21 protein-coding genes are annotated in these 22,016 nt (G+C 71.1%); 13 read left to right on the forward strand and 8 right to left on the reverse strand.

Annotation, left to right across the window (positions count from 1 at the left end):
* Positions 1–92 precede the first annotated feature (92 nt).
* The 5 genes from AB3M34_RS14535 (at position 93) to AB3M34_RS14555 (ending at position 6,145) form a co-directional block, all read left to right on the forward strand.
* Entirely contained in the window at positions 93–683 is a 591-nt protein-coding gene (locus AB3M34_RS14535) for a hypothetical protein (RefSeq protein ID WP_370614915.1), read from the forward strand.
* A 2-nt stretch (positions 684–685) separates the two neighbouring features.
* Positions 686–2,887 carry a bifunctional polysaccharide deacetylase/glycosyltransferase family 2 protein gene (locus AB3M34_RS14540; protein WP_370614917.1) on the forward strand — a complete coding sequence of 734 codons (2,202 nt, stop codon included), beginning with the start codon at positions 686–688 and terminating at the stop codon, positions 2,885–2,887.
* 10 nt (positions 2,888–2,897) lie between these two features.
* Entirely contained in the window at positions 2,898–3,389 is a 492-nt protein-coding gene (locus tag AB3M34_RS14545) for a PH domain-containing protein (protein WP_370614919.1), read from the forward strand.
* On the forward strand, positions 3,373–4,842 hold the full coding sequence (locus tag AB3M34_RS14550; RefSeq protein WP_370614920.1) for a PH domain-containing protein: 1,470 nt from the start codon (positions 3,373–3,375) through the stop codon (positions 4,840–4,842). The genes AB3M34_RS14545 and AB3M34_RS14550 overlap by 17 nt, the downstream gene beginning before the upstream one ends.
* Before the next feature lie 79 nt (positions 4,843–4,921).
* Positions 4,922–6,145, forward strand: coding sequence for a metal-dependent hydrolase family protein (locus tag AB3M34_RS14555; RefSeq protein ID WP_370614922.1), 1,224 nt, complete (start codon positions 4,922–4,924; stop codon positions 6,143–6,145).
* A gap of 18 nt (positions 6,146–6,163) precedes the next feature.
* On the opposite strand, the gene dusB is transcribed toward AB3M34_RS14555, so the two are convergent.
* The 6 genes from dusB to AB3M34_RS14585 form a co-directional block, all read right to left on the reverse strand.
* Positions 6,164–7,303 carry a tRNA dihydrouridine synthase DusB gene (gene dusB, locus AB3M34_RS14560; protein WP_370614924.1) on the reverse strand — a complete coding sequence of 380 codons (1,140 nt, stop codon included), beginning with the start codon at positions 7,301–7,303 and terminating at the stop codon, positions 6,164–6,166.
* A 58-nt stretch (positions 7,304–7,361) separates the two neighbouring features.
* Positions 7,362–8,573, reverse strand: a complete 1,212-nt coding sequence (locus tag AB3M34_RS14565; protein WP_370614926.1) for a pyridoxal phosphate-dependent aminotransferase — start codon at positions 8,571–8,573, stop codon at positions 7,362–7,364.
* A gap of 22 nt (positions 8,574–8,595) precedes the next feature.
* Positions 8,596–9,222: a hypothetical protein gene (locus AB3M34_RS14570; protein WP_370614928.1), complete on the reverse strand. Its 627-nt coding sequence runs from the start codon at positions 9,220–9,222 to the stop codon at positions 8,596–8,598.
* Complete coding sequence (locus tag AB3M34_RS14575) at positions 9,219–10,622, reverse strand: glycine--tRNA ligase (RefSeq protein WP_370620028.1); 1,404 nt, start codon at positions 10,620–10,622, stop codon at positions 9,219–9,221. The genes AB3M34_RS14570 and AB3M34_RS14575 overlap by 4 nt, the downstream gene beginning before the upstream one ends.
* A 110-nt stretch (positions 10,623–10,732) precedes the next feature.
* On the reverse strand, positions 10,733–11,746 hold the full coding sequence (locus AB3M34_RS14580; RefSeq protein WP_370614930.1) for an aldo/keto reductase: 1,014 nt from the start codon (positions 11,744–11,746) through the stop codon (positions 10,733–10,735).
* 25 nt (positions 11,747–11,771) lie between these two features.
* Positions 11,772–12,107 (reverse strand): antibiotic biosynthesis monooxygenase family protein, encoded by a 336-nt coding sequence (locus AB3M34_RS14585; protein WP_370614932.1) that lies wholly within the window; start codon positions 12,105–12,107, stop codon positions 11,772–11,774.
* A 46-nt stretch (positions 12,108–12,153) separates the two neighbouring features.
* Here AB3M34_RS14585 and AB3M34_RS14590 point away from each other — a divergent pair, with 46 nt between their 5' ends.
* The 6 genes from AB3M34_RS14590 to AB3M34_RS14615 are packed head-to-tail and all read left to right on the forward strand — an operon-like array spanning position 12,154 to position 16,381.
* Positions 12,154–12,417: a hypothetical protein gene (locus tag AB3M34_RS14590; RefSeq protein ID WP_370614934.1), complete on the forward strand. Its 264-nt coding sequence runs from the start codon at positions 12,154–12,156 to the stop codon at positions 12,415–12,417.
* Between the two features lie 57 nt (positions 12,418–12,474).
* The gene (locus tag AB3M34_RS14595) at positions 12,475–13,449 is read left to right on the forward strand and encodes a metal ABC transporter substrate-binding protein (protein ID WP_370614936.1); all 975 of its coding nucleotides are present in this window, start codon (positions 12,475–12,477) and stop codon (positions 13,447–13,449) included.
* The gene (locus AB3M34_RS14600) at positions 13,446–14,255 is read left to right on the forward strand and encodes a metal ABC transporter ATP-binding protein (RefSeq protein ID WP_370614938.1); all 810 of its coding nucleotides are present in this window, start codon (positions 13,446–13,448) and stop codon (positions 14,253–14,255) included. The genes AB3M34_RS14595 and AB3M34_RS14600 overlap by 4 nt, the downstream gene beginning before the upstream one ends.
* Positions 14,256–14,265: 10 nt before the next feature.
* Positions 14,266–15,120, forward strand: a complete 855-nt coding sequence (locus AB3M34_RS14605; RefSeq protein ID WP_370614939.1) for a metal ABC transporter permease — start codon at positions 14,266–14,268, stop codon at positions 15,118–15,120.
* Positions 15,117–15,509, forward strand: a complete 393-nt coding sequence (locus AB3M34_RS14610) for a Fur family transcriptional regulator (protein ID WP_370614941.1) — start codon at positions 15,117–15,119, stop codon at positions 15,507–15,509. Before AB3M34_RS14605 ends, AB3M34_RS14610 begins: the two co-directional genes overlap by 4 nt.
* On the forward strand, positions 15,506–16,381 hold the full coding sequence (locus AB3M34_RS14615) for a 3-methyladenine DNA glycosylase (protein ID WP_370614943.1): 876 nt from the start codon (positions 15,506–15,508) through the stop codon (positions 16,379–16,381). Before AB3M34_RS14610 ends, AB3M34_RS14615 begins: the two co-directional genes overlap by 4 nt.
* A gap of 106 nt (positions 16,382–16,487) precedes the next feature.
* On the opposite strand, the gene AB3M34_RS14620 is transcribed toward AB3M34_RS14615, so the two are convergent.
* A complete protein-coding gene (locus AB3M34_RS14620) occupies positions 16,488–17,468 on the reverse strand; it encodes a TauD/TfdA dioxygenase family protein (RefSeq protein WP_370614944.1) in 981 nt (326 codons plus the stop codon).
* A 187-nt stretch (positions 17,469–17,655) separates the two neighbouring features.
* Between AB3M34_RS14620 and AB3M34_RS14625 the strand changes: the two genes are divergently transcribed.
* Positions 17,656–18,894, forward strand: a complete 1,239-nt coding sequence (locus AB3M34_RS14625; RefSeq protein ID WP_370614946.1) for an ROK family protein — start codon at positions 17,656–17,658, stop codon at positions 18,892–18,894.
* Positions 18,895–19,026: 132 nt separating this feature from the next.
* Positions 19,027–20,322, forward strand: coding sequence for a C39 family peptidase (locus AB3M34_RS14630; RefSeq protein ID WP_370614947.1), 1,296 nt, complete (start codon positions 19,027–19,029; stop codon positions 20,320–20,322).
* Between the two features lie 77 nt (positions 20,323–20,399).
* Here AB3M34_RS14630 and cimA read toward each other — a convergent pair whose 3' ends face one another.
* Complete coding sequence (cimA, locus tag AB3M34_RS14635; RefSeq protein ID WP_370614949.1) at positions 20,400–21,992, reverse strand: citramalate synthase; 1,593 nt, start codon at positions 21,990–21,992, stop codon at positions 20,400–20,402.
* Positions 21,993–22,016 lie beyond the last annotated feature (24 nt).

A 22,016-nucleotide genomic window follows, 5' to 3' on the forward strand; every position in this document is an offset into this window, starting at 1 on the left:
CTGAATTGCACTCCCAAGCATCGCGGCGCCACATACTTCGCCACGCGCCGAGCCTTCCTCGCGGTTGAAGCCCGCTGATAGATTCGTCTGCTGTGACTGCTACCCCCGAGCGCCACACGAGCGCGTCGTCCACCCCGGCCTCCGAGCCGGTGTTCGTCGACGCCTCGGGCAGGCGTGCCCACCGCGCCCGCCGCTGGGCGCTCGTGCTGGCCCTGCCTGCGGCCGCGTACGTCGTCGCGCTCGGCAGCAGCGTCCTCGGCGGGCCGTCGCTCCCGTCGGCGCTCCTGCCTCCCGCTGTGCCCGAGGCAGCGGCGCCGGCGCAGTCTGAGCCTCCTCGGTCCGAGCGTGGAGGCCAGTCCACCGGTGCGGACGAGAGCCCGTCGGACGCCTCAGCCCCGGCTGCCGATTCCGACAGCCCGTCCGACGCCCCGTCTGAGCCGCGTGACGACGACCGACCGACGGAGGGCTCGCCGCCGTCCACGCCGTCGCCCACCGAGCAGGTGACCGCGCCGGCGCCGAGCACACCCCCGACGACGCCCACGCCGGCGACACCGTCGCCGACGACCGGACGACCCACGGCCCCGGGCAAGAGCGACGCCGCCCAGGACGCCCACAAGAAGACCGAAGAGGAGCGTGGCTCCACGGCGGCGCCGGGCAAGACGAAGGCCACGACGGCTCCCTGACCATGGACACGCACGCGGCGCCGCGCCACCGCACGGTGCGAGACGTCCGGCCCCGAGCGCACTGGGTGCTGCTCGCGGTCCTGCTGCCGACCCTGATGGCCGCGCTGCTGGTGCAGGGCTACGCGCGCCACATGTTCGGCACCGCGGCCGACGGCGCGGTGAAGCCGTCGGGCGAGACCGCCACCGTGCCGGCTGCGGTCCCGTCCGGCGGGCCGGTGATCGACGCGCGCGGCGACGAGGTCCGGACTCTCGCGCCCGAGCCGCGTACCCTCTCGCTGACCTTCGACGACGGCCCCGACCCACGCTGGACGCCGAAGGTGCTCGACGTCCTCGCGAAGCACCACGTCCATGCGACGTTCTTCACCGTCGGCACACAGATGGCCGACCATCCCCGCCTGACCCGTCGCATCCTGGACGAGGGCCACGAGATCGGGATGCACACCTTCTCCCACGCCGACCTCGGCCAGGTCGGCGACTGGCGCCGCGGGCTCGAGCTCCGCGAGTCGCAGCTGGTCCTCAACGGCGCGACCGGCACGACCAGCTCGCTCCTGCGTCCTCCCTACTCCTCCACGCCCGACGCCGTCGACGACACCCAATGGCGGGCCCTGAAGGCGGTCGGCGACGCGGGATACGTGTCGGTGCTGTCGACCCTCGACAGCGAGGACTGGCGCCGTCCCGGCGTCGACGCGATCGTCGCCAACGCCACCCCGCCCTCCGACGCAGGTGAGATCCTGCTGATGCACGACGCCGGCGGCGACCGCAGCCAGACTGTCGCGGCGCTCGACCGGCTCCTTCCCCAGCTCGAGCAGTCCGGGATCACGGTGGGCACCGTCGGCGAGACCACGCGCCTGACCGGCGCCACGGGTGACGCGACGGCCTCGCAGACCTTGCAGGGACGCACGCTCCTTCTCGCGTTCACCGCAAGCACGTGGATCCTGCGCATCCTGACCGTGATGCTGCTCGCCGCCGGTGCGCTCGCCGTCGGCAGGTCGCTGCTCCTCGTCGTCGCCGCGCGGCGCCACCGCCGCCGCAGCCCGCAGCGGTGGGGGCCGATCCCGACGCCTGCGCAGTGCCCGCCGGTGACCGTCGTCGTCCCGGCGTACAACGAGAGCGCCGGGATCGAAGCCGCCGTACGCTCCCTGGTCGCCTCGGACGTCCAGGTCGAGATTGTCGTGGTCGACGACGGCTCGACCGACGACACCGCCGACATCGTCGAGCGGCTCGGGCTTCCAGGTGTCCGCCTCATCCGGCAGCAGAACGCCGGCAAGCCCGCTGCGCTCAACACCGGCATCGCCGCCGCGTCCCACGAGATCGTCGTGATGGTGGACGGTGACACCGTCTTCGAGCCCAGCACGATCCGACACCTCGTCGTGCCGTTCCGCGACCCCGAGGTGGGCGCGGTCTCCGGCAACGCCAAGGTCGCCAACCGGACCGGCCTCCTCGGGCGCTGGCAGCACATCGAGTACGTCGTCGGGTTCAACCTCGACCGCCGGCTGTTCGACCTCGCCGAGTGCATGCCGACCGTCCCTGGCGCGGTGGGCGCCTTCCGGCGCGGCGCCCTGCTGGCGGTCGGTGGCGTCAGCGACGAGACGCTCGCGGAGGACACCGACCTCACGATGGGGCTGCTGCGCGCGGGCTGGCGCGTCGTCTACCAGGAGGACGCGCGGGCGTGGACGGAGGCGCCGGCCACGCTCGACGCGCTGTGGCGGCAGCGCTACCGCTGGTGCTACGGCACGCTGCAGGCGATGTGGAAGCACCGCCGTGCGTTCGTCCAGCGGGGACGAGCCGGGCGCTTCGGCCGCCGCGGGCTCACCTACCTGACCCTCTTCCAGGTCCTGCTGCCGCTCCTGGCGCCGATCGTCGACGTCTTCGCGATCTACGGCCTGATCTTCCTCGACCCGCTCAACGTGATCGGTCTGTGGCTCGCGTTCCTGGGTCTGCAGCTGGCGACGAGCGTGTACGCGTTCCGGCTCGACGGCGAGCGGCTCGCGCCGTTGTGGACGCTCGCCCTCCAGCAGGTGGTCTACCGCCAGCTGATGTACCTCGTGGTCATCCAGTCGGTGTGGACCTCGGTCGCGGGCCTCCGGCTGAGGTGGCAGCGGATGGAGCGGTACGGCACCCTCCGCGCGACCGCGGCCGGTCCCCCGGTCGAGGTGGTCCCGCAACCCACCGCGTCGGTGGGAGCGCCGGACAGCCCCCGATAAGGTCGGAAGAGTGGACCCCCTCTTCGCACCACCCGCCGACACCTGGCACCCGGTCTCACCCAAGCTCCGCACGATGCACCGGCTCCTCACCGTCGTCTGGACGCTCGTGATCGCCGGAGTGGTGATGGCCATCGTCGCTCTCACGCTCCAGTGGTGGTGGCTGGTGGGCCTCGTGGGCGCCGCCGCCGTCGCCGTCGCCGTGTGGGGCTGGATGTGGTCGGCCCGGAACCAGGCGGCATGGGGCTATGCCGAGAACGCCGAGGACCTGTGGATCCGGCACGGGGTCGCCTGGCGGCAGATCGTGGCCGTCCCGTACGGCCGGGTCCAGTACGTCGACGTGACCGCCGGCCCGCTCGAGCGGTCGTACGGGATCGCGAAGGTCTCGCTGCACACGGCCAGCTCGAGCACCTCGGCCGCCATCCCCGGCGTCCCCGCCGGCGAGGCGACCCGGCTCCGTGACCGCCTCACCGAGCTCGGGAAGACCCGTGGCTCCGGGATCTGATCAGCCGCTGCCCCCGCCGTCCCCGGAGCCGGCAGCCGCAGTCGGCCAGCGGACGCACCCGGCCAGCGCCCTGGTGCGCGTGTGGCTCTGGGTCGCCGCGGGCCTGTTCGCGTTCGGGCGCGATCTCGTCGAGGGCGGAGAGAGCCGCAGCCTGCTGTCGATGCTGTGGATCGGGCTGGCGATCGTGGGCGCGGCGGCACTCCTCGGCGTGGCCTTCGGCTACCTGTCGTGGCGGTTCACCCGCTACTTCATCGACGGTCGCGAGATCCGCATCGAGCGCGGCATCCTGACCCGCTCGTCACGACGGGCTCCGTACGAGCGCATCCAGGCCGTCGACATCGCCGAGCCGTTCGCCGCCCGGATCTTCCGCCTCTGCGAGCTCAGGATCGAGCTCGCCGGCGGCGACGACTCGCGCGTCGCCCTCCAGTACCTCCGTCAGAGCGAGGCCGACCGCCTGCGCCACCTCCTCCTCCAGCGCGCGTACGAGGCAGGCTCGCAGGCGGTGCGCGACGCGGTGCCGGCGTCTGTCGCCGGCGCCGGCGCCACGGATGCCCTGGGCCGCGCGGCAGCTCCCTCGCTCGGCGGGGCGGACGACGGCACCGCGGCATCGACGGAAGCACCGATCACCGTCCCGCACCTCGACCTCTCACCACCGATCCTCGTCGTCCCGCCGCTGCGCCTCGTCGTGGCGACGGTCGTGTCCGCCGAGTTCCTCGCGCCAGCGCTCTTCCTCACCGCGCTCGTCGTCGGTGGGGTCGTCTTTCCCGGCGTCATCGTGTTCGGCGTGGTCCCGCTGCTGCTGTGGGCCGGCCAGGTCATCATGTCTCGGGTCGTGGCGCAGTGGAGCTTCACCCTGCGTCGAGCGCCCACCGGGCTGCACGTCACACGCGGTCTGCTCTCACGGATCGCGCAGACCATCCCGTACGACCGCGTGCAGGCCGTCGTCGTCCGCCAGGCCGCCTTGTGGCGGCCGCTGCACCTCGAACGCGCCGAGGTGACCGTCGCCGGTGGGTCCAACGACTCCGACGAGTCCGGGAGCGCGACCTTGCTGCCGGTCGCCACCCCGGACGAGGTCCGCATGGTGCTGGGCGAGCTCTTCACCGACGTGGACCACGTCCGCATCCCCCGTGTCCGCGCGCCGCGGCGTTCTGCGGTCTTCGCCCCGGTCGGCTGGCGTTTCCGGTCGGCCGGCTCGGACGCGCACGCGTTCGTGACCGAGTCGGGCTGGATCATGCATCGCACGGACGTCGTCCCCCATGCGAAGACGCAGTCCGTGGTGATCAAGCAGGGGCCGCTGCAGCGCCTCCGCGGAGTCGCCGACATCGTCGTGCACACGCCCGACGGGCCCGTCGCGGCCCACGGCTACTCCCTCGACGCCGCAGACGTCCGCGCCCTCGCGACCGCGCAGCTGACCCTCGCGCGCCAGGCCCGAGAAGAGCGCGGCGAGTCCTGAGCCCGCCGCAGCAGCCGACGGCGGCAGTAGCATTCACCTGTCCGAGCCGTGCTGCCGACGACCCGCCCAGGAGGCGCTGATGTCCGTCACGTCGCACGGCCGCGGCACCCTGGTCCTGCGGGACGGGCGGTTCCGTGACCCTGAGAGCGGCACCGTCGTCGAGGGCGACCTCCTGGTCGAGGACGGGGTCGTCCGGGAGATCGGGGACGTCGGACGCAGCGACGCCGCGGTTCTCGACCTTCGCGGTGCCACCGTCGTGCCGGGCTTCCTCGACGCCCACTTCCACGCGTACAGCACGTGCATGGGCGGCCTCGAGCTCGAGCGTCGCGCGATGAGCTTCGTCGCCATCAACGCGACGCGCCGCCTGGGAGCCCGCCTCGCTCGGGGCTTCACCACGGTCCGCGACGTGGCCGGTGGCGACGCAGGCCTCGCCCAGGCGCTCGACCAGCAGCTCGTCGCCGCTCCGCGCTACCTCTACAGCGGCCCGGCGCTCAGCCAGACCGGTGGGCACGGCGACCCACGCCCTGCGGACCTCGACGTGTGCTTCCACGAGGGACACATGAACGAGATCGTGGACGGGGTCGACGACCTCCGGCGCGCGGTCCGTCGCCGCTTCCAGCAGGGCGCCCACGTCATCAAGATCATGACGTCGGGGGGTGTCGTGTCGCCGGTCGACCCGATCCGCATCCCCCAGTACTCCGCGGACGAGGTCGCCGCGGTCGTCGACGAGGCGACCCGGCGCGGCAGCTACGTCGCCGCGCACGCCTACTCGAGCGAGGCCGTCATCCACTCGGTCACCCACGGCGTCCGCTCGATCGAGCACGGCAACCTCATCGACGAGACGGCGGCGCTGGCGATGGCCGAGCACGGCGCCTACCTCGTGCCCACCCTCGTCACGTACGACTCCATGGCCCGGCGTGCGGACGAGGTCGGGCTGTCGGCGGTGGGGCGCGCCAAGAACGCCGAGGTGCTCGACTCGGGCCGGCAGGCGATCGTGCTGGCCGCGGCGGCAGGCGTCCCCGTCGGCTTCGGCAGCGACCTGATGGGCGACCTGGAGGACGATCAGCTGCGCGGCCTGCAGCTGCAGGCGGAGGTGCAGACGCCCGAGGACCTGCTGCGCTCGATCACGACGGTCAACGCCGCGCTGTTCCAGCGGCCCGAGCTCGGCCGGCTCGCGGTGGGCTCACCCGCCGACCTCGTGGTGCTCGGCGCCGACCCGATCGACGACGTCGAGGTGCTCTGGGACGAGTCGCGGCCGCGGACGGTCCTCCGCGCGGGTGTGCCGGTGGATCGGCGTCCCTAGCGGGACGGCGAGACCCGCTCAGCCTCCGGAGGTCGCGTCCTCTGCTGCGGCGTCGATGTGCCCGACCTCTCGCGAGGTGAGCCAGCCGTCGGGCAGCGCGACCTTCTTGGGGCTCCCCTGGCGTCCGCGCGGGGTGCCGAGCTCGGCCACCGGGTACGGCTCGTCGTGATCGAGGTCGGCCAGCAGCGCGTCGAGGTCGGCGAGCGACGAGATCGTTGCGAGCGCGTGGCGCATGCGACCACCGGCGCGGAAGCCCTTGAGGTACCAGGCGACGTGCTTGCGGAACTCGATGCAGCCGCGCTCCTCCCCCATGTCGACGGCGAGCAGCTCGGCGTGCCGGCGCATCCAGCCGGCGACCTCGCCGAGCGTCGGGAGTGCGGTCGCGTCGTCGCCGGAGAACGCCGCGGCCAGGTCCCGGAACAGCCACGGCCGGCCCAGGCAGCCGCGTCCGACGACGACGCCGTCGACGCCGGTCTGCTCGACCATCGCGAGCGCGTCCGAGGCCTCCCAGATGTCGCCGTTGCCGAGGACGGGAATGTCGACGGCCTGCTTGAGCGTGCCGATCGCGTCCCAGTCGGCGGTGCCCGAGTAGTGCTGCGCAGCCGTACGACCGTGCAGCGCGATCGCCGCGCAGCCCGCATCCTGCGCGATGCGGCCGGCGTCGAGGTAGGTGAGGTGGTCGTCGTCGATGCCCTTGCGGGTCTTCATCGTCACCGGGACGGCGTACGGCTCCGCGGCGCGTACGGCCTCGGTGAGGATCTCGCCCAGGAGCGTGGCCTTCCACGGCAGCGCCGCCCCGCCGCCCTTGCGGGTGATCTTGGGGACGGGGCACCCGAAGTTGAGGTCGACGTGCCCGACGCCGTACTCCGCGCAGAGGATCCGGACGGCCTTGCCGATATAGGCCGGGTCGATGCCGTACAGCTGCACCGAGCGCACCGTCTCGGCCTCGGCGAAGCTGAGCATCCGCAGGCTGATCGCGTCACCCTCGACGATGCCGCGCGAGGTGATCATCTCGCAGACGTACAGGCCCGCACCCTGCTCCGCGCACAGCTGCCGGAACGCGGCGTTGGTGACCCCGGCCATCGGGGCGAGCACGACCGGCGTCGCGACCTCGAGGTTGCCGAGGCGCAGCGGGCGCGCGAGAGCGGTGGTGGGCATGACGTCCATTCTCTCAGGCACGAGCAACCCGGTCGGTGCGGCTCGGGCGCTGCCCCGGTCAGGCGGCGTACGTCTCCAGGAAGCGCGCGATGCGGCCGACGGCGTCCTCGAGATCCTCGACCCGCGGCAGCGTCACCAGTCGGAAGTGGTCCGGCGTCGGCCAGTTGAACCCGGTGCCCTGCACCACGAGCAGCTTCTGCTCCCGCAACAGCTCGTACGCGAACTTCTCGTCGTCGGCGATCGGGTACATCTCCGGGTCGAGCCGCGGGAACATGTACAGCGCACCCTTCGGCTTGACGCAGGTGACCCCGGGAATCGCCGTCAGTAGGTCGTACGCCTTGTTGCGCTGCTCGAGCAGGCGTCCACCCGGCAGCAGCAGGTCGTTGATCGACTGGCGTCCGCCGAGCGCGGTCGCGATCGCGTACTGCGAGGGCACGTTGGGGCACAGCCGCATGTTGGCCAGCATGTTGAGGCCCTCGATGTAGCTGTGCGCGTGGTGCTTGGGGCCCGTCAGCATCATCCAGCCGCTGCGGAAGCCGGCCACCCGGTACGCCTTGGAGAGTCCGTTGAAGGTCACGCACAGGACGTCGTCGGCCACCGCGGACATCAGGGTGTGCTCAGCGTCGTCGTAGAGGATCTTGTCGTAGATCTCGTCGGCGTAGACGATCAGGTCGTTCTCCCGGGCGACCTGGGCGATCTGCTCGAGCACCTCGGGCGCATAGACAGCACCTGTCGGGTTGTTGGGGTTGATCACCACGACGGCCTTGGTGCGGTCGGTCACCTTCGACCGAAGGTCGTCGATGTCGGGGTTCCAGTCGGAGGCCTCGTCGCAGCGGTAGTGCACGGCCGTGCCCCCGGCGAGGCTCACTGCTGCCGTCCAGAGCGGGTAGTCGGGCATCGGGACGAGCACCTCGTCGCCGTCGTCGAGCAGCGCCTGCATGGACATCACGATCAGCTCGGAGACGCCGTTGCCGATGTAGACGTCCTCCACGTCGACTCCGGGGATCCGCTCCTCGTAGTGCTGGACGATCGCACGGCGAGCCGGCATCAGCCCCTTGGAGTCGCTGTAGCCCTGGGCCTGGTGCAGGTTGGCGATGATGTCGACGAGGATCTCGTCGGGCGCGTCGAAGCCGAACGGCGCGGGGTTGCCGATGTTGAGCTTGAGGATGCGGTGACCCTCGTCCTCGAGACGCTTGGCCTCGTCCAGGACCGGCCCCCGGATGTCGTACAGGACGTCGGACAGCTTCGTGGACTGCATCACCTCGCGCATGCCCCAAGCATGCCAGCGAGGGTCAGGCGACGGGCCAGGAGACCGGGGTCTCGAGATCAGACGTCCGCACCTGGACCGCGGTCAGCTTCGCGCCCTTCGGGACGAGGAGCACGAAGCACCCCTTCCAGGTCGCACCGGCGTCGAAGGTCTTGGGCAGCGCGCCGCCCGGGCACTTCGCGTAGCTCTCGCCGGCGAACCGCGTCGGCGGGAAGGAGGTCTGCGTCGAGTCGAACCCGTAGACCGGCACCGCGGCGCCCCCGAGCGGGTCGGGCCCGTCGTTGCGGACCGACACCGTGGCGTAGTACGGCGTGGAGGTCGCCGAGACCTTGTCGAGCGCGTACCCCGAGAGGTCGGTGATCCTGCCCGGCTTCACGGCCGCGACGGTCACGGTGATCGCGCTCGCCGCCTCGCCCACCGGGTAGCCGACGGTCGCCGGCTGCACGATCGCGACCTCGGTGCCGGCCTCGGTCAGCGTGACTCCCTCGGGGAGGTCCACTGCCGAGGTCGCCTCGGGCGTCGCCTTCTTCGCGGGCTCGTCGTCTCCGCCGCTGCAGCCCGCGAGCACGAGGCCCGCGGCGACCGTCAGGGCGACAGCGGCCGCACGCCAAGGCGTACGGGATGCGCCGCCTGCGGGAAGGACGCCGGTCATGCGCCGATCAGCCGGGCCGCGAGGTACGCGGGGACCTGGTCGAGCGCGACCCGCTCCTGCGCCATGGAGTCGCGCTCGCGGATCGTCACGGCATTGTCGTCGAGGGTGTCGAAGTCGACCGTGATGCAGAACGGCGTGCCGATCTCGTCCTGGCGGCGGTAGCGGCGACCGATCGCGCCGGCGTCGTCGAAGTCGACGTTCCAGGACTGGCGCAGCTCCGCGGCGAGGTCGCGCGCGGCGGGGCTCAGCCGCTCGTTGCGCGACAGCGGAAGCACGGCCGCCTTGATCGGCGAGAGGCGCGGGTCGAGCGCGAGCACGGTGCGCTTGTCCACGCCGCCCTTGGCGTTCGGTGCCTCGTCCTCGCGGTACGCGTCGACCAGGAACGCCATCATCGAGCGGTTGACACCGGCTGCAGGCTCGATGACGTACGGGGTCCAGCGCTCACCGAGCTCCTGGTCGAAGTAGGACAGGTCGTTGCCGGAGTGCTTGGCGTGGGTGCCGAGGTCGAAGTCGGTGCGGTTCGCGACACCCTCGAGCTCACCCCACTCCGAGCCTGCGAAGCGGAAGCGGTACTCGATGTCGACCGTGCGCTTGGAGTAGTGCGACAGCTTCTCCTGCGGGTGCTCGTAGAGCCGCAGGTTGTCGGCGTCGACGCCGAGGTCCGTGTACCACCGCATGCGCTCGTCGATCCAGTACTGGTGCCACTCCTCGTCGCTGCCCGGCTTGACGAAGAACTCCATCTCCATCTGCTCGAACTCGCGCGTCCGGAAGATGAAGTTGCCGGGCGTGATCTCGTTGCGGAACGACTTGCCCATCTGCGCGATGCCGAACGGCGGCTTCTTGCGGGCGGCGGCCATCACGAGGGCGAAGTTCACGAAGATGCCCTGCGCGGTCTCCGGGCGGAGGTAGTGCAGGCCCTCCTCGGAGTCGACCGGGCCGAGGAACGTCTTGAGCAGGCCGGAGAACTGGCGCGGCTCGGTCCACTGGCCGCGGGTGCCACAGTTCGGGCACACGACCTCGCTCATCGAGACGTCGTCCGGGTTGACGACGTCGCCCTTCTTCGCCGCCTTCTCGGCGTACGCCTCCTGGAGGTGGTCCTGGCGGAACCGCTTGTGGCAGTGCTGGCACTCGATCAGCGGGTCGGTGAACACGTCGACGTGACCGGAAGCCTCCCAGACCGGGCGCGGCAGGATGACCGAGGAGTCGAGACCGACGACGTCGTCGCGGCGCTGCACCATCGCACGCCACCACTGGCGCTTGATGTTCTCCTTGAGCTCGACACCGAGCGGGCCGTAGTCCCAGGCGGAGCGGGTGCCGCCGTAGATCTCGCCGCTGGGGAAGACGAATCCCCGGCGCTTGGAGAGGCTGACGACGTTGTCGATCGTGGAGGCAGGCACCAGAGGGCTCGCTTTCCGGCTGGGTGTCGGCGGGCATGAGCGGGTCGCCGTGGCGTCCCGCACCCGAGTTGGCTGATCCAGGCTACCCGACGCCCTCCGGCAGCGATCGAGACCTACTCGCGCCCGGACGACACCCAGGTCGGATCGGCGGAACGCGCGCCGACGACGGCGTCGGAGACCGCGTCCAACGTCTCCAGTGCCTCGGTGTCGAGGGTGATCGACACGGCCGCGACGTTCTCGTCGACCCGCTCGGCGCGGCGCGTCCCCGGGATCGGGACGACCGGCAGGCCGCTGCGGCGCCCCTGCTCGTAGACCCACGCCAGGGCGACCTGCGCCGGCGTCACGTCGAGCCGGGCGGCCACCGCGCGTACGGCGTCGACGACGACCTGGTTGGCCTGCTGCGCGTCGGCATCGAAACGCGGGAACGTGTGCCGCATGTCGCCCGGAGGGAGGTCGGCGGTCGCGGCACCGGCGAGGAAGCCGCGGCCGAGCGGCGAGTAGGCGACGAACCCGACACCGAGCTCGACGGCGGTCGGCACGACGTGCGCCTCGACGTCGCGGCTCCAGATCGACCACTCGCTCTGCACGGCGGCGATCGGGTGCACCGCGTGCGCACGGCGCAGCTCGCCGGCCGTCACCTCGGAGAGCCCGAGGTGACGCACCTTGCCCGCGGCGACCAGCTCGGCCATCGCACCGACGGTCTCCTCGATCTCGACGCGGGTGTCGATGCGGTGCATGTAGTAGAGATCGACGACATCGGTCCCGAGCCGCTGCAGCGAGGCGTCGATGCAGGCGCGGACGTACGCGGCGTCACCGCGCACCTCCTTCTCACCGGTCCTGATGTTGCCCGAGACCCCGAACTTCGTCGCGATCTGGACCTCGCCGCGACGACGCGCGAGGAGGCGGCCGATGAGCTCCTCGTTGCTGCCGTTGCCGTAGACGTCAGCGGTGTCGACGAACGTGACACCGAGGTCGAGCGCGTGCTCGAGGGTCGCGAGGGAGGCGTCAGGGTCTGCGCCCCCGTACACGGAGGTCAGTGCCATCCCGCCGAATCCCTGGGGGCTGACTCGCAACCCGTCTCCGAGGACGACGCTGCTCGGGCTCGTACGGTCGGCGTTCACGGTCATGTCGTCGCCCAAGACCGGGCGCGCCTCACGTATTCCCCCTGCGCGGCGCGTCGTCATGCGGAAACGTGTCGGCGACGACGTCGTCGTACGCGTCGGTGTAGGCACCCGGCTCCTCCAGAGCGAGCGCGTAGGGTTCGGCGGTCGCCAGCTTCACGTCGTACGAGGACAGCGCCCGCCGGTAGGCGCCGACGCTCTCCCACCGGGTCGTCAGCGTCCACAGGGTCGGCTCGTCCAGGTTGCGGCCGACGTAGGAGTCGACGAGCCCGGGGCGCGACGCGAACGCATCGACGACGGCCCGGAGATCGGCCGTGAAGTCCGTCGCCGCCTCGGACGGGACACGGAACCGCGTGATGACGAGCACCCGCGCAGCCTAGTGGCCTGCTCACGCGTACGGCAGGATGACGCCCATGAGCGACTTGTACGACCGTCTGATGGTGTCGCGTCGGGCGAGGATCGTGATCCCGGTGGCCGGGGCGCTGCTGCTCGTCGTCGGGCTCGCCGCGCCGGCGTGGATCGGCATCCCGGCGCTCATCGTGATCATCGCGTTCGTGGCCTGGATGGCACGGAACTCCGTGGACCAGACCTCGGGCCTGGCGCGGCTCCGCGTTCTCGTCGCGGGGATCCTCACCTTCCTCGTGGTCGGTCGCTTCTTGACTGCCGTGCTCGGGTGATCGGGAGCACGCTCAATGAGTTTGAGAATGATTCTCAAACGCAATAGTGTTCCTCTCATGCCTTCCTCCGCGTCGTTCCGTCGCCGATCCCTTGCCGTCGCCGTCCTCGCACCGCTGGCCCTCACCGTGGCCGCGTGCGGGTCCGAGGGGTCGGGGGGGTCCGGCGACGGCATCACGGTCGTCACCGGCGCGTACCCCTTCGCCTACGTCGCCGAGCAGATCGGGGGCACGATGGTCACCGTGGACAACCTCACGCAGCCCGGCGTCGAGCCGCACGACGTCGAGCTGACGGCCCGACAGCTCGGCTCGATCGTCGACGCCGACCTCGTCGTCACGCTCGACGGCTTCCAGCCACAGGTCGACGACGCCATCGACCAGTCCGACCTCGCTGACGACGCCGTCCTCGACGTCGCCGACGTGGTCCCGCTGCTCGAGAGCTCGGCCGACGGCCACCACGAGGAGCACGCCGACCACGACCACGGGGAGGGCGAGGACGGCCACGACCACGGCTCGATCGACCCCCACGTGTGGCTCGACCCCGAGCGCATGCTCATGATCTCCGACGCGGTCGCCGACCGGCTCGGCGAGATCGACCCGGACAACGCCGCCGAGTACCGCAAGAACGCCGACGCCCTCGACGCCGAGCTCACCGACCTGGACAAGGCGTTCGACACCGGCCTCGCGCAGTGCCGGATCCGCAGCTTCGTCACCAGCCACGCGGCCTTCGGCTACCTCGCCGACGCCTACGACCTGGAGCAGATCCCGATCGCCGGCATCGAGCCCAACACGGAGCCGTCGACGCAGCAGCTCGCCGAGATCACCGGCCTCGTCGAGTCCGAGGGCATCACGACGGTGTTCACCGAGGAGCTCAGCAGCCCCCGCACGGCCGAGACGATCGCCCGTGAGGCCGGCGTGACCACTGCCGTACTCTCGCCCATCGAGGGACTCACCGACGACACCAGCGACGAGACCTACCTGACGCTCATGCGCCAGAACCTCGCAGCACTCCAGAAGGCGAACGACTGCCCGTGACCCGATCAGCCAGCACCCGCACCGCCGGCAGCGATCCGCTCGTCGTCGACGACGTCCACGTCGCGCTCGGCGGGCGCGAGGTCGTACGCGGGGTGTCGCTGGTGGTCCACCCGTCGGAGTTCGTGGTGCTGCTCGGGAGCAACGGCTCCGGCAAGACGACCCTGATGCGGGCGGCGATGGGCGTGATCCCGATCGCTGCCGGCGAGGTCCGGCTGTTCGGGACACCGCTGCGTCGGTTCCGCGACCGGCAGCGGATCGGCTACGTCCCCCAGCGCTCGACGGCCGCCGCCGGGGTGCCGTCGACCGTGCGCGAGGTCGTGATGAGCGGGCGACTGTCCCGGCGTCCGTACGCCGGCCGGTCCTCGCGCGACGACCGGGCCGCCGTGGCGGAGGCGATCGCGCTGGTCGACCTGGAGGAGTACGCGGCGCAGCCGGCCGCCGAGCTCTCGGGCGGGCAGCAGCAGCGCGTGATGATCGCCCGCGGGCTCGCCTCGCAGCCCGACCTGCTCGTTCTCGACGAGCCGACGGCCGGAGTCGACGCTCGCAGCCAGCTGTCGCTCGCGGAGCTCTTCGGACGGCTCCTCGGCGAGGGTCGCGCGATCTTCATGGTCGCCCACGAGCTCGGCCCGTTCGAGCCGATGATCGACCGGGCGGTCGTGCTGCGCGCCGGGAAGGTCTCGTACGACGGTCCGTGCACCGGCGGCGACCTGGCTGCCGCGTCCGAACCCCACAACCAGCACCACCCGCACCTCGTCGTCCCGCAGCACCGGGTCGGCATCGACGAGTCCGGAGCGTGGGGCGCGTGAGGGGCACGGCGTGAACGACATCCTGTCCTACGAGTTCATGCAGCGGGCGCTGCTCGCCGCGGTCATCACGGGCCTGACCGCGCCCGCCATCGGCACGTACCTCGTGCAGCGCCGCCTCGCACTCCTCGGCGACGGCATCGGGCACATCGCGCTGACCGGGGTCGCGGCCGGGTTGCTGACCAACACCCAGCCTCTCGTCACCGCGGTCATCGTCAGCGTTCTCGGCGCGGTCGCGATCGAGCTGCTCCGGACGTACGGCCGCACCAGCGGCGACGTCGCGCTCGCGCTGCTCTTCTACGGCGGGATCGCCGGGGGCGTCCTGCTCACGAACCTCGCCGGCGGGTCGGCGGCCACCCTCAACGGTTATCTGTTCGGGTCGATCAACACGATCAGCGGCACCGACCTGGTCATCGTGGCCGTGCTGGGCGCCGTCGTGCTGCTCCTGGCCGTGGGCCTGTCGCCGCAGCTGTTCGCGGTGTGCCAGGACGAGGAGCACGCCCGCGTGTCCGGTGTGCCCGTCCAGGCGTACGGGATCCTGATCGCCGTCCTCGCTGCCGTCACCGTGACCGTCTCCATGCGGACCGTCGGGCTCCTGCTGGTGTCCGCGCTCATGGTCGTGCCCGTCGCTGCCGCGCAACAGCTGACCCGCAGCTTCCGGGGCACGTTCGTCCTCGCGATGGGCATCGGCACGTTCGCGGCACTGACCGGTGTCCTCGGCAGCTACGAGATCGACACCCAGCCCGGCCCGACGATCGTCATCGTGGCGCTGGGCATCTTCCTGGTGCTCGCTCCGGTGGGCCACCTTGTCCGATCGACACGACGGCGCCTGTCCAGCACGAACGACCCGGTCGAGGAGGCAGCATGACCGAGACCCCGATCCGTACGACCCGGCAACGGCGCGCCGTGGCCGCCGTGATGGACGAGCTCGACCGTTTCGCGAGCGCCCGCGAGATCCATGACGCGCTGCGTGACCGCGGCGACTCGGTGGGTCTGTCGACGGTGTACCGCAACCTCCAGGCACTCGCCGACGCCGACGAGGTCGACCAGCTGCGCAACGACGACGGCGAGATCCTCTATCGGCGGTGCGTCACCGACACCCACCACCACCACCTGGTGTGCCGCGAGTGCGGCCGCACCGTCGAGGTCGAAGGCCCGGCGCTCGAACGCTGGGTCGAGCAGGTCGGCGCCGAGCACGGCTTCCGGAAGATGACGCACACCCTCGAGCTCTTCGGGACCTGCGACCAGTGTGGGTGACGCTCGACGAGACCGACTGGCGCGAGCGTGCCGCGCGGCACCGCGAGCGCGCCGAGCCCTTCGTCGCGGGGCGGCTCCGGCGGCGGGCGCAGGGCGAGAAGCACCCGGTCGACGACTTCCTCTTCGAGTACTACGGCTACTCCCCCGCACGCCTGTCCCGCTGGCATCCCGGTGCCGGCGTCCTGCTCGGCGGTGACGCGTCCGAGTACGCCGCGCTCGGGGCGTACCGCTCCTATGACGCGGGAGTCGGGGCCGACCTCGGCCGGATCCCCGCTCGCCGCGACGGGATGGAGTGGATCCGCGGACTCCTCGCGATGACGGCCACCCGTCCCGCGCGGACGGACTGCTTCGGCCTGCACGAGTGGGCGATGGTCTATCGCCAGCCGGTGGACGAGGTCCGCCACGACTGGCCGTTGCGGCTCGGCCCCGACGGGACGGACGCGGTCGTCGAGGCGCACCAGCTGCGCTGCTCGCACATCGACGCCTTCCGGTTCTTCACCCCGCCGGCCGCACCGTTGAACGCGGTGACGCCGACACGCGAGACCCAGCGTGCGCTCGAGCAGCCGGGCTGCCTGCACGCCAACATGGACCTCTACAAGTGGGCGAGCAAGCTGGTCCCCCTCGGCGACTCGGACCTGCTCCTCGACTGCTTCGCCCTGGCGCGCGACGTCCGCGAGCTCGACATGCGCGCAGCCCCGTACGACCTGAGCGACCTCGGCTACGAACCGGTGCGCATCGAGACCGTCGACGGCAAGGCCGCGTACGTCCGGCTGCAGCGCGCGCACGCCGAGCGGGCGGCGGTGCTGCGGGCGCGGCTGCTCGCCGACTACGACCGCGTCCTGTCCCTCCCGTCCGCGATTCGTGAGGTTTGACAAGGAACGACGCTGCCGTTTCCTTGTCGTATCGCACGAATCGGGGACGGGATGTGCACGGGTGGAGGGCCGCCGTCTGCCCTCCACCCGCGCGTCGGGGCGCTGATCAGCTGATCAGCGAGTCGATGTCGACGAAGTCCGCCGAGCTGCCGGAGCGTACGACGCTGGTGCGGCCGTCGACGCTGATCGGCACGTCGCCGGCGACGGTGACGCGCCGCACCTCGCGCGGCTGGTCGTCGAAGTCGGCGACGGCGTAGTGCTGCGTGGCGCGGTTGTCCCACACGGCGACGTCGCCCGGAGCCCACGCCCAGCGGACGGTGTTCTCGAGCCTCGTGATGCGCGTCTGGAACAGCTCGAAGATCTCGTGCGACTCGTACGTGTTCAGGCCGACGAACCGCTGGAAGAACTGTCCGAGCAGCAGGGCGCGTTCGCCGGTCTCCGGGTGCACGCGGACGACGGGGTGCTCGGTCTCGAAGGGGATGCGGCCGAACTCCTTCCGGTACTCCGTGACCTCAGGATCGTCCGGGTCCGCGTCGCCGAGCTCGTTCATCGCCGCGTAGTCGTACAGGTTGCTGTGCACCGCCCAGAGCCGGTCGGCGAGGGCGCGCAGGGGCTCGGGAAGCGCCTCGTACGCGGCGACGGTGTTCGCCCACGAGGTGTTGCCGCCGTACTCGGTCACCTCGACGCCGCGCAGCACGCTGATCGCCGGGACCTTGTCGACGAACGACACGTCGGTGTGCCAGGAGTTCGCGGCCTGGCCGCTGCGCGTCTTGATCGTCAGAAGCCGCGACGATCCGGTGCTGATCGTCGGGTGCGCACTGGTGAGTGGGCCGAGCAGTCCGGCGAACGCGATCTGCTGCTCGTCGTCGAGGTGGTCCTGTCCTCGGAAGAAGACGACCTTGTGACGGAGCAGCGCCGCACGGATCTCCGCGACCGTCGCTGGGTCCACGGCGCCGGACAGGCGTACGCCTTCGATGCGTGCTCCGATCCGGCCGCCGAGCCGGTGGACCGCGATGCGCTCGTACGGCGCGCCCGCGAGGGCAGCGTCGGCACCGAGGCTGTCGGACGTGGTGAGGCTCGAGGTCACGGGCGGCCTTTCTGGTGCGACGTTCGGCGTGCTTCCTCCACCGTGAGGGCGACCGGTCGGCGAACGAAGGTTTGCGGTCAGCCTGACTTCAACCGGACACGGCATCCCACGGGGCGAGAACGCGGCGTGGGAAGAACAAGATGGGCTAAAGTCGTTCTAGTCACTCGACTTTATATAGTTGCTGCACATGACCTGGACGACGAAACGAGGGTTCGTGAACACGTTCGCGCAGGACAGCTCGACCGCCGGGATCGTGCTCCGCACGGTGCTGCGCCACGGCATCGCCTTCCGGGACCAGATCGCCGAGCACACCGGCCTGAGCGCCGCGACGATCGGCCGCCAGGTCACGTCGCTGGTCCAGCACGGCCTCCTCCAGGAGCGGCCCGACTGCACGCGCGCCGGTCACGTCGGACGCCCCACCATCCCCGTCGAGGTCGACGACCGGCGGCTGTCCGCAGCCGCGGTGCACATCGGCCGGCTCGTCACGACCGTCGCTGTGTCCGACCTGCGGGGTCGCGTTCTCGCCATCGCCCACCTGCCGACCCGCGGGGACGACCGTCAGCTCGTCGTCGCAGCCGGTCGACGGCTCATCGGGCTGGACGCAGGGATCGGCGATCGACGGCTCGTCACCGCAGCAGTCGTCGCACCCTGGGAGGCCATCGACCGCTCGCCCTCCGTCGCAGGGCGTACGCTCCGCGATCTCACCGGCCTCCCCACGGCGACCTCCGACCACGTCGCCGCCGTCGCTGCCGCCGACCTGCTCTCGTCGCCCGAGCATGCCCACGGGGTCACCGCGTACGTCTACGCGCGCGAGACGGTGGGGGTCGCCACCGCGCACGACGGGGTCGCACCGTCGGGTGCTCGCCGGGCGGGGAGCGTCACCCACCTTCCGACCACCTCCGACGTCCTCTGCCCCTGCGGTGCCCGCGGCTGCCTCGGGGCCACGGTGGCCGCGATCGGCCCAGCGGCCCACGCCGCCGGGATCGTGGCGCGGCCCGACGTCGAGCTGGTCCACGCCGCCGCCCTCGCCGGCGACGCACGGGCCCACGCCCTGCTCATCGAGCGAGCGGACCACCTCGGTCGTGCGGTCGCGGTCGTCCGTGACCTCCTCGACCCGCATCGCGTCGTGCTGGCGGGCCAGGCGTTCACCGCGTACCCGCCTGCGGCGTCCGTCGTGCTGGAGGCCTTCCGGCGTACGACGGGGCTGGGTCCGGTCCCGATCACGCTGTCGCGGTTCGGTGCGGAGGTGCAGGCCGCGGCAGCCACCGCGATCGCGCTGGGCCCGCTCTACCGGGACCCGGTCGCGGCGCTCGAACGGCTCGAGCGCCAGCAACGCCGGGTGCGGAACGCGCGCGCACCGCGACAGCGCTCGGGCACGGCCGATCCGACGACGGACGCGCACGCAGGTCGGCTGCAACCTGCCTGAGACAGATAGGAAACGCATCTCGCGCCTCAACCCTCGACAGAACGACGAGTGTTCCCGAGGGGCGAGACGCGCTGTTCCCTGCAAGGCTTGCACTGCGAGAGGATCTCCGCAGTCACTAGCCCGAGGAGCAGCATGTTCCGTCAGATCTTGATAGGTATCGCAAGTCTTTCCATCATTGCGGTCGCCGCATCTCCCGTCTCGAGCGCCGCAGCCGCGGAGGACGCCGCCCCGCCCGGCCCCGACATCACCGTGAAGCACTGGGACGACGTCCTCGACTTCGCGCGCGGCTCCTGGGAGGGTGTCGTTCCGGGTCTCGACGGCAGCCTCGTCATCAGCCCGCTCTCGAAGCGCACCACCACGTACGCCGATCCGTTCGGCGACGGGACGGAGAAGACCTACGTCTACGGCCGCTGGACGTCCCCGGTCGTCTCTCCCGGCTACGCGATCGACGAGTCGATCACGTCCTGGAACGCACGCACCCCGACCGGCACGTTCGTCGAGACCACATTCCGCGGCCGACTGGAAGACGGCACGTGGACCAAGTGGTACGTCATGGGCCGGTGGGCCTCCGGCGACGACTTCGCCGCCGGCGACATCCACCGCACGTCGCTCGACGGGCAAGGTGACGCGAACGCGAACATCTGGACCGACACCTTCTCCGCACGCACGGGCCACGAGCCCGTCGCGTACCAGACCCGGGTGACGCTGCTGCGGCCGAAGGGCACCTGGAAGTCGCCGCGCCTCGACGGGCTGACCACGATGACCAACGAGCTGCTCTCGGGCGACGACGGCGAGACGAGCGCGTTCACGCTCGGCCGGCACGTCGAGCTCGACGTGCCGCGGTTCTCGCAGAACATCCACAAGGGCGAGTACCCGGAGTTCGGCGGCGGCGGCGAGGTCTGGTGCTCGCCGACCTCGACGACCATGGTCCAGTACTACTACGGTCGCAAGTACCAGGTGCCGGCGTCGGAGCTGACCGACATCGTCGCGCCGAACGGTGACCCCCAGGTGGACTACGCCGCCATGAAGACGTGGGACTACACGTACGAGGGGGCCGGCAACTGGCCGTTCAACGCGGCGTACGCGCACACCTTCGGGCTCGACACCTTCGTGACGCGGCTCCGGTCGCTCGCCGAGGCCGAGAAGCTGGTCGCCGCAGGCATCCCGGTGATCACGTCACTCTCGTGGGACCTCGAGGAGATGCCGGAGGCGGGGTACGACACCAACGGGCACCTGATGGTGATCGTCGGCTTCACGGCCGATGGCGACCCCATCCTCAACGATCCCGCATCGAGCAGCAACGAGGCGGTGCGCAACGTCTACACCCGCGAGAACTTCGAGAAGGTGTGGCAGGACTCCACCGGAGGCGTCTCGTACCTCTATCGTCCTCCGGGCAAGCGGCTCCCCGGAGACGCCACCAACTGGTGACGGGCGCACAGGCGTTGCGTATCGACATCGCGGCCACCCCGTGGGCCTGATGTCGATACGCAACGCCTCAGCTCGGGTCAGTCGCGGTGGCGGCGCAGACCGTACGTGAACGCGTCGAGCAGCGCCTCCCACGAGGCCTCGATGATGTTGTGGCCGACCCCGACCGTCGTCCAGGTGTCCTGGCCGTCGGTCGTGCCGATCATGACTCTGATGCGGGCGTCGGTGCCGCCCGACTCGTTGAGGATCCGCACCCGGTAGTCGTTGAGCCCGAACGTCTCCACGTCCGGGAACGCCCGATCGATCGCCTGCCGCAGCGCGTGGTCGAGCGCGGAGACAGGGCCGTTGCCCTCCCCGGTCACCACGTAGCGCCGGCCGCCGGCCACGATCTTCAGCGTCGCCTCCGACTGCGCCTCCTCGCCTGCCGCGTGGCTCGACTCGGTGATCACCCGCCAGGACTCGACGTCGAAGTACGACGGCCGCTCACCCTCCACCATCTCGGCGAGGAGGAGCTCGAACGACGCGTCGGCGGCCTCGAACGTGTAGCCGGCCTGCTCGCGCTCCTTGACGACCTCGGTCACGCGTCCGAGCGTCGCGGCGTCGCCGCTGAGGTCGAAGCCGAGCTCCTTGCCCTTGAGCTCGATCGTGGCGCGACCCGCCATCTCCGACACGAGCAGGCGCATGTCGTTGCCGACCAGCTCGGGGTCGATGTGCTGGTAGAGGTCGGGATCGACGCGGATCGCGCTCGCGTGCAGCCCGGCCTTGTGCGCGAACGCGGACACGCCCGTGTACGGCTGCCGTGCCGCCGGCGGGTAGTTGGTGACCTCGGCGATCGCGTGCGCGATTCGGCTGGCCTCGCGCAGCGCACCCGTCGGCACGACCTTCTGGCCGAGCTTCAGCTCGAGGTTCGCGACGCACGTGATCAGGTCGGCGTTGCCGGTGCGCTCGCCGTACCCGTTGACGCACCCCTGGAGGTGCGTCGCACCGGCCTGGACCGCAGCGACGGAGTTGGCGACCGCGCAGCCGGTGTCGTTGTGCGCGTGGATGCCGAGTCGCGCGCCGGTCGAGGCGGCGACGTCGGCGACGATCTCGCCGACCCAGTGCGGGAGCATCCCACCGTTCGTGTCGCACAGGATCACGACCTCGGCGCCCGCCTCGGCAGCCGTCCGCACCACCTCGAGCGCGTACGCCCGGTTGCGCCGGAAGCCGTCGAAGAAGTGCTCGCAGTCGACGAAGACGCGCTGCCCGTGCGCGCGCAGGTGCTGCACGGTGTCGCGGACCATCGCGAGGTTCTCGTCGAGCGTGGTTCGGAGCGCGAGCTCGACGTGGCGGTCGTGGCTCTTGGCGACCAGGGTCACGACCGACGCGCCGGAGTCGCGCAGCGCGGCGACAAGGGGGTCGTCGGCCGCGCCGGAGCCCGCACGCCGCGTCGCGCCGAAGGCTGCGAGCGTCGCGTGCTTGAGGACCAGCTCGTCCTTCGCGCGGGCGAAGAACTCGGTGTCCTTCGGGTTCGAACCGGGCCACCCGCCCTCGATGTAGCCGACGCCGAGCTCGTCGAGGTGGCGCGAGATCACCAGCTTGTCGGCGACGGAGAGGTTCAACCCCTCCTGCTGCGCACCGTCGCGCAGCGTCGTGTCGTACACGTGGAAGGTCGGGTCCTGGTCCGTGGTCATCGTCGTTCTCCTGCTCAGGTGCGG

It is taken from the genome of Mumia sp. Pv4-285 (assembly GCF_041320275.1).
In the GTDB taxonomy this organism is placed as follows: Bacteria; Actinomycetota; Actinomycetes; order Propionibacteriales; family Nocardioidaceae; genus Mumia; species Mumia qirimensis.

Excerpts from the sequence above, each read along its gene's own strand:
- AB3M34_RS14540 (WP_370614917.1), top strand. The coding sequence starts at position 686 with ATGGACACGCACGCGGCGCCGCGCCACCGCACGGTGCGAGACGTCCGG.
- AB3M34_RS14555 (WP_370614922.1), top strand. The coding sequence starts at position 4,922 with ATGTCCGTCACGTCGCACGGCCGCGGCACCCTGGTCCTGCGGGACGGG.
- dusB (WP_370614924.1), bottom strand. The coding sequence starts at position 7,303 with ATGCCCACCACCGCTCTCGCGCGCCCGCTGCGCCTCGGCAACCTCGAG.
- AB3M34_RS14565 (WP_370614926.1), bottom strand. The coding sequence starts at position 8,573 with ATGCGCGAGGTGATGCAGTCCACGAAGCTGTCCGACGTCCTGTACGAC.
- AB3M34_RS14570 (WP_370614928.1), bottom strand. The coding sequence starts at position 9,222 with ATGACCGGCGTCCTTCCCGCAGGCGGCGCATCCCGTACGCCTTGGCGT.
- AB3M34_RS14580 (WP_370614930.1), bottom strand. The coding sequence starts at position 11,746 with ATGACCGTGAACGCCGACCGTACGAGCCCGAGCAGCGTCGTCCTCGGA.
- AB3M34_RS14590 (WP_370614934.1), top strand. The coding sequence starts at position 12,154 with ATGAGCGACTTGTACGACCGTCTGATGGTGTCGCGTCGGGCGAGGATC.
- AB3M34_RS14595 (WP_370614936.1), top strand. The coding sequence starts at position 12,475 with ATGCCTTCCTCCGCGTCGTTCCGTCGCCGATCCCTTGCCGTCGCCGTC.
- AB3M34_RS14610 (WP_370614941.1), top strand. The coding sequence starts at position 15,117 with ATGACCGAGACCCCGATCCGTACGACCCGGCAACGGCGCGCCGTGGCC.
- AB3M34_RS14625 (WP_370614946.1), top strand. The coding sequence starts at position 17,656 with ATGACCTGGACGACGAAACGAGGGTTCGTGAACACGTTCGCGCAGGAC.
- AB3M34_RS14630 (WP_370614947.1), top strand. The coding sequence starts at position 19,027 with ATGTTCCGTCAGATCTTGATAGGTATCGCAAGTCTTTCCATCATTGCG.
- cimA (WP_370614949.1), bottom strand. The coding sequence starts at position 21,992 with ATGACCACGGACCAGGACCCGACCTTCCACGTGTACGACACGACGCTG.